This window comes from Pseudomonas sp. 1D4 (assembly GCF_001728925.1).
GTDB classification, from domain to species: Bacteria; Pseudomonadota; Gammaproteobacteria; order Pseudomonadales; family Pseudomonadaceae; genus Metapseudomonas; species Metapseudomonas otitidis.
The window spans coordinates 145,900-152,179 of sequence record NZ_LXJQ01000008.1 but is presented as its reverse complement, the minus strand read 5'-3'; the positions used below and the strand labels follow the sequence as shown (position 1 = coordinate 152,179).

Below are 6,280 nucleotides of genomic sequence, written 5' to 3'. Positions count from 1 at the left end.
TTGCGCCCCTGGCAACCCGAGCCCCCTGCCGTAAAGCGCCTGAAGGCCCTGGTACGGCGCCTGGATGACCTGCGCGAAATCGAACAGATGGAGCACAACCGCCTGGAAGTGGCTGATGCCAACGTGAAGACCTCGATCGAGTCGGTGCTGGAACACATCGGGCAAGAGATCAAAGAGACTCTCAAGGCGATCAACAAGCACATCGACAACGACCCGGACCTACGCGGCAAGCGCGACCTGCTGACCAGTATCGATGGAGTCGCCGACAAGACCGCCGCCCTGCTCCTGGCGGAACTGGGCGACCCGCAGCGCTTTGCCAACAGCCGCGCCATCACCGCCTTTGCCGGGCTCAATCCACGGCTGCAGGAGTCCGGGAGCTACCGAGGGCAGACGCGCATCTCCAAGATGGGCTCATCGCGCCTGAGGGCCGGCCTGTACATGCCCGCGATCAGCGCCCTGACATACAACGAAGCGATCAGAGCCATGGGCGAACGGCTAAGAGAAAGGGGCAAGACCGGCAAGCAGATCGTCTGTGCTGCGATGCGCAAGCTGCTGAACATCGCCTATGGCGTCTTGAAATCGGGCCAGCCGTTTGATGCAAAACTGGCCCTTGCTCACTAGAAATCAAGACGGTATCTACGGTGCTTCGCCGGCAATTACGTGCCAGGACGCGATGGGCCACCGGTTCGTAGGATGCGCTGAGGCACGAAGCGCATCACGCCGGAGTCAGGCGCTTGCACGGCGTCATCCACAACGTATCGAGGGTAGCCACCGCGCAGGGTGTATGGCGCTCTTTCCATCCACCCATGGCGCCCAGCACGGCCACGAATGGTGGATCGGTGAAGCGCGATCCACCCTACGGTGCTCGCCGGTAATCGCGTGCCAATACGCGATGGGCTTCGTACAGCTCAGCCCATCCTACGGGTGCCACCGGTTCTATCGGTTCGGTTCGTAGGATGCGCTGAGGCCACGAAGCGCATCACGCCGGGGCTTCAGGCACGGCGGCGGCGCCGGGGCATCGGTAGCCCGGGCTGCGGGGCGAATGGCGCTCCATCCCCCATGCGTTCCGCTTGAGGTCATCCACCTGACTGCCCATGTTGAAACCGATCCTGTTGGGCTGCCCCCATCTTCACGCGGGACTGCCGGCGGTCGTGACGCTCGCCTTTGGGCGGCGGACAACCGAAGGCCCGCCCAGGGGCAGGGCGCGGCTCGCTGCGCACGGAGTAGGACGCGGGGAGGGGCTTAGCGCCAGGGCAGGCCGGGCGACGGGGCGTTGGCCAGCAGGTGCCAGCCGCCCTCCCCGGCCACCAGCCGCGCCAGAGCGCGGTGCAGGTCGGCGGGAGCGAGGGTGGCGAGGGCCAGGGCGAGTTGCAGGTGCCAGTCCGCCGGCCGGGCGGCGAGGTGCAGGGTGCTGACGTTGCCGGGCAGGTCCGCGGCCGCTTGTCGCCATGCCTGCTGAAGGCCCTCGCGCAGGGGTTCGGCCTGCGCCAGCAGGGGCGGCGCCTGGTTTAGGAAGGCCTGCACCTGCGCCAGCACTTCGGGCACCGGCGTGTCGGCGGCCTGTACGGCGAAGACCAGCCCGGCCTGGCCGCCCATGTGGCGCAGGCCGGCGAACACCGCGTAGCCCAGGTTCAGCTCGGTGCGCAGACGCTGGTAGAAGGGCGATTCCAGGGTGCGCCCCAGCCAGTGCCAGAGCGCTTCGCTGCGGGCGCTTCGATCCGGCACTGGGCAGAACAGCACCAGCGCCGGCTCGCCCTCGCTCGGCAGGTGATGCCAGTGGTGGCCAGGGGCCAGAGCCGGCGGCGCGAGGCTGCGGGGCATCGCTTCGCCGGGCAGGGCGTCGAGCAGGGCCTGGACGCTGGGCAGGTCGTCGTCAGCCAGGCCGAGGGCGATCACGTCCCAGCGGCTGGCGTCGAGGCTGCGGCGGATGCTGGCAGGGCTGACGCCGGCCTGGCCCGGGGCAGCCCCTCGCGCGGTGCCGAGTACGTCGGGCAGGCAGTGCAGCAGTTGCCGAATCGGCAGTTCGGCGGCCTGTCGGTTGCGCCCGGCCTGCAGCAGCCGGGGGCCCTGTTCGCAGGCGGCCAGCGGTGGCGCCAGCACGGTGCGCAAGGCGGCGGCGAGCATGGCCGGTAGGTCGCGGGAGCGGCCAATGACACGCAACTGCCAATCCAGCCCCTGCTCCAGCAGCAGCAGGTCGCCGCCCTGCTGCTGGGCCTGGCTGCGCAACCCGCGCAGGGCACGCTGCAGGGCCGGGTGGTGGGCAGGGTCGCGGGTGCTGGGGGTGAGCCGCCAGCGCAGCAGCAACTGGGCGTGCTCGGGGTCACCTGGCCAGCGCATCAGCGGGGGCGCCGTGCGGGAGGTCTGTTGCGTCGCGACGAAAGCCTGGAAGGCCAGTGCGGGGCCGAAGTGCCAGCGCACCTCCGGGCGCAGGGGCGCGGGCTCCAGCGCCAGTTCGAAACCGGCCGCCAGGCAGCGGGCCGAAACCGGGCGCGCCTCGCTCAGCAGACGCACGAGGCGGGCCGGCTGCAATTGGGCCAGCAGGGCGGCCAAGGCGCTGGCGGGCAAGGTGCCGTGGCGCTGCGCCTGGTCGCGGATGAATTCCAGGGGTGCCTGCCGGGGCGCGGCGGGCCGCTCGTGCAGGAGGCGCGCCCAGGGCTCCCGCTCGCGCAGGGAGGCGAGCCAGCCGAACAGGCCGCCTTCGATGCGGGCGCGGGTGTCGGCACTGGCATCCGCCAGGGCCAGCTCCAGCACCAGCAGGGCCTGGCCCTGGTGGTGATAGGTCAGGTGCAGGTCGAGGCCGTCGCACAGGCCCTGCTCGCACAGCCAGCCCTGGAAGCTGCCGGGGCTTTCGTCCCGCAGCAGCTCACCGAGCAGAGCCACGGCGTCGGGCAGGGCTTCGGGCTGGCGCTCCAGGGCGAAGGCCAGCCACTGGCGCGGGGCGCCGGGCAGTTGCAGGCGCAGGCTGCGGCAGGTCAACGGCAGCAGGGGCGGCGGTGCCCGGTGTGGCTGCGCCTGGCCGGGCGGGCAGCCGGCGAAGGCCTGCTGGACGAGCGCCTGCACCTGCTCCGCCGGCTGTGGCGCCGCCACCCAGAGTTGCCGTTCGCCGGCTCCGGCGAAGTGCGCGAGGGCGGCCTGGAAGGCGGGGTCGTCGATGGCCAGGCTGTCGCGGTGCCCGGCGTGGAAGTCGGCCAGTGGGTGACCCGGCGCCAGTGTGGCGGCCAGGGCGGATTGGGCTTGGGTCCAGGGGTCACGCCCCCGGTTGAGGTATTCGATCTGCAGGATTTCCCGCTCGCGGCGTTGCAGGTCGAGGCCGGGCAGTGGCGCCTGGATCAGGTCGGCGAGCCGCTCCAGGCCGGCCTGGAGCCGGTCGGCGGGCAGTTCGAAGAAGTAGTCGGTGTGATGGGCCTGGGTGCTGGCGTTGAGGCGGCCACCGCTGGCCTGGACGAAAGGCATCAGCCGTTGGCTCTGGGTGAAGCGCTGGCCGCCGAGAAAGCGCAGGTGTTCGAGGAAGTGCGCCAGGCCCGGCCACTCGCGGGGTGCGTCATGGCTGCCGGCATGGACCCGCAACAACACGGCGGCCAGGGTCCCCGGCTGCTGCCAGGTGCGCAGGGGGAGCGGGCTGGAGGGGGCGGGCGTCTCGGACATGGGCTGCACCGTCGACAAATGCGCACAGCATCCTCAACCCGCGCCCACAGGGCAATGCTTCTTTGGACGTCAGCGGTGCCTTGACGCTCCGGCCTGGCCTGAAGAGAATCCGCGAGCCTTCCGGTGCGGCCGTTCCATCCAGCCGAGCCGCCGTGCTTCCCCGCCCGGCGCCGGCCTCAGGTCTTCCAGTCCCGATGTCCGCACCCGCGCGCCCTGCGCCCCCACTCGACCCGACCCAGAGCCCGGCTGCCTTGCCTCGGGCGCGCGGTCCTCCCCTACCCAAAAGGAATAACGGCATGATCCTGATCCGCCTGTCCAAGGCCGCCATGGTGCTGGCCATGGCTTTCTTCGCGACCTTGGTCGCCTTCGGCAACATCACCGACTACGGCACCAACTTCGCTTTCGTGCGCCACGTGTTCCTGATGGACACGCTGTTCCCTGACAACCAGATCATGTACCGCTCCATCACTACGCCCTGGATGCACCATGCGGGCTACATCTTCATCATCGCGCTGGAAAGCCTGACCGCCCTGCTCTGCTGGATCGGCGGCGTGCGCCTGCTGCGGGCGGTGAAGGCGCCGGCCGAGACGTTCCGCGCGGCCAAGGGCTGGGCAGTGGCCGGCCTGACCCTGGGCTTCCTGACCTGGCAGGTGGGCTTCATGTCGGTGGGCGGGGAATGGTTCGGGATGTGGATGTCGAAGCAGTGGAACGGCGTGCCGGATGCCTTCCGCTTCTTCATCACGCTGCTGGTGGTGCTGATCTACCTGACTATGCCCAACGACGGCGGCGAAACCGGCAACGCCTGAGTGAGCGGTCGGTCGTAACTAAAAAGCCCCGCCAGCGCTAGCTGTGCGGGGCTTTGCATTCATGGTGTCCCAGAGTGGGTTCGAACCACCAACCTTCCCCTTAGGAGGGGGATGCTCTATCCAATTGAGCTACTGGGACATCGGAACGGGCGGCATGTTAGCGGCGCTCGACGTTTTTGTCATGCCACTGCCACCGGCTAGGCTCAGACTTTCGGAAAAAAGGAGCGACACCATGCAACCGAGCCGCCTTGATCCCCTCCCCGACTCCCCTTTCGTGACCCTGGACCTGCGCGCCGCCAGCCCGGCCGATGCGCCGGCCCTGGCGCTGCTGCTGCACCAACTGGGGCCGGACGAGCCGCAGCCGGACCCGACGCTGCTGGCGCTGCGCCTGGAGAACCTGCCGGCCGGGCGGGAGGTGCTGGTGGCGGAGCGGGAGGGCCAGTTGCTGGGCACCTGTACGGTGATCCTGGTGGAGCACCTGGCCCACAACTTCGCCCGCTCGGCCATCGTCGAGGACGTGGTGGTGGACGCGGAGGCCCGTGGCCTTGGGGTGGGCAAGGCGCTGATGGAGAAGGCGGCGGAACGCGGCCGGGCGCTGGGCTGCTACAAGCTGGTGCTCTCCAGCGGGCTGGGCCGCGAGGCGGCCCATGCCTTCTACGAGTCCCTGGGGTACCGGCGCCACGGGGTCAGTTTCTACCTGGACCTGTAGCGCCGGCATCGCGCGCTTCAGGTCCGCCCGAAGCGCTCTTCGGCCAGGCGGTCGGCCACCTCGGTGGTGGTGCGGCCCTCCTGGTCGGCGCGCTGGAAGATGGTCTTGAGGGTGGCGCCGATGCCTTCGATGTGGGCCTTGAGGGCGGCGGTGCTGCCGCCACTGCGCTCGTAGTGCACGTCGATGATGCCGCCGGCGTTGATGGCGTAGTCCGGGGCGTAGAGGCAGCCGTTGCGGCGCAGTTCCTCGGCCAGTTGCGCGTCGGCCAGTTGGTTGTTGGCGGCGCCGGCGACCACGGGGGCGCGCAGGGCTTCGAGGGTCTGCAGGTTGAGGATGCCGCCCATGGCGCAGGGGGCGAAGACGTCCACGTCCAGGCCGTAGATCTCGTGCTGGCCGACGGCCTTGGCGCCCAGTTGCTCGACGGCGCGGCGCACGTTGGCCTCGACGATGTCGGTCACCCACAGTTCGGCCCCGGCGTCATGCAGCATACGGGCGAGGTGGAAGCCCACCTGGCCGACGCCCTGGATGGCGACGCGCAGGCCCTTGAGGTCGTCCCGGCGCAGGCGGTGCTGCACGGCGGCCTTGAGGCCGATGAACACGCCGTAGGCGGTGGACGGTGACGGGTCGCCGCTGCGGGTTCCGCCGTCGAAGGCTTCGCGGGTGTTGGCACCGGCCACGTGGCGGGTGCGCTCGGCCATGATCTGCATTTCCGTCGGGCCGGTGCCGGAGTCGGCGGCGGTGATGTAGCGCCCGCCGAGGCTGTCGACGAAGTCGCCCATGGCCTGGAACAGCGCTTCGGTCTTGTCCTTGCGCGGGTCGCCGAAGATGACGGCCTTGCCGCCGCCCAGCGGCAGGTTGGCCAGGGCGGACTTGTAGGTCATGCCACGGGACAGCCGCAGCACGTCACGCAGGGCCTGCTCGTCGTCGGCGTAGGGGAACATGCGGCAGCCGCCGAGGGCGGGGCCGAGGTTGCGGTTGTGGATGGCGATGATGGCCTTGAGGCCGCTGGCCTTGTCATGGCCGTAGACGACCTGTTCGTGGTGGTCGAATTCGACGTGGCTGAAGACGGACATGGGGGTTCCTCGATTCGGGTTGGGCGTGTTTCAAGTCGATGGGGCGC

5 protein-coding genes and 1 tRNA gene are annotated in these 6,280 nt (G+C 69.7%); 3 read left to right on the top strand and 3 right to left on the bottom strand.

All coding sequences use genetic code 11. The annotated features are described in order from the left end of the window. The coding region (locus A7D27_RS06800; protein WP_139134060.1) for a transposase at positions 1 to 621 on the top strand (621 nt) is incomplete at its 5' end. Between the two features lie 621 nt (positions 622 to 1,242). Here A7D27_RS06800 and pqqF read toward each other — a convergent pair. Next, a complete protein-coding gene (pqqF, locus tag A7D27_RS06795; protein WP_069564442.1) occupies positions 1,243 to 3,645 on the bottom strand; it encodes a pyrroloquinoline quinone biosynthesis protein PqqF in 2,403 nt (800 codons plus the stop codon). A gap of 296 nt (positions 3,646 to 3,941) precedes the next feature. Here pqqF and A7D27_RS06790 point away from each other — a divergent pair, with 296 nt between their 5' ends. Next, positions 3,942 to 4,451, top strand: a complete 510-nt coding sequence (locus tag A7D27_RS06790; RefSeq protein WP_371914808.1) for a DUF2165 family protein — start codon at positions 3,942 to 3,944, stop codon at positions 4,449 to 4,451. Between the two features lie 62 nt (positions 4,452 to 4,513). Here A7D27_RS06790 and A7D27_RS06785 read toward each other — a convergent pair. Continuing rightward, positions 4,514 to 4,590, bottom strand: a tRNA-Arg gene (locus tag A7D27_RS06785). Positions 4,591 to 4,683: 93 nt separating this feature from the next. Between A7D27_RS06785 and A7D27_RS06780 the strand changes: the two genes are divergently transcribed. Beyond that, complete coding sequence (locus A7D27_RS06780; protein WP_069563031.1) at positions 4,684 to 5,160, top strand: GNAT family N-acetyltransferase; 477 nt, start codon at positions 4,684 to 4,686, stop codon at positions 5,158 to 5,160. A gap of 17 nt (positions 5,161 to 5,177) precedes the next feature. Here A7D27_RS06780 and A7D27_RS06775 read toward each other — a convergent pair whose 3' ends face one another. After that, positions 5,178 to 6,233, bottom strand: a complete 1,056-nt coding sequence (locus A7D27_RS06775; RefSeq protein ID WP_069564441.1) for a Glu/Leu/Phe/Val dehydrogenase dimerization domain-containing protein — start codon at positions 6,231 to 6,233, stop codon at positions 5,178 to 5,180. Between the last annotated feature and the right edge of the window lie 47 nt (positions 6,234 to 6,280).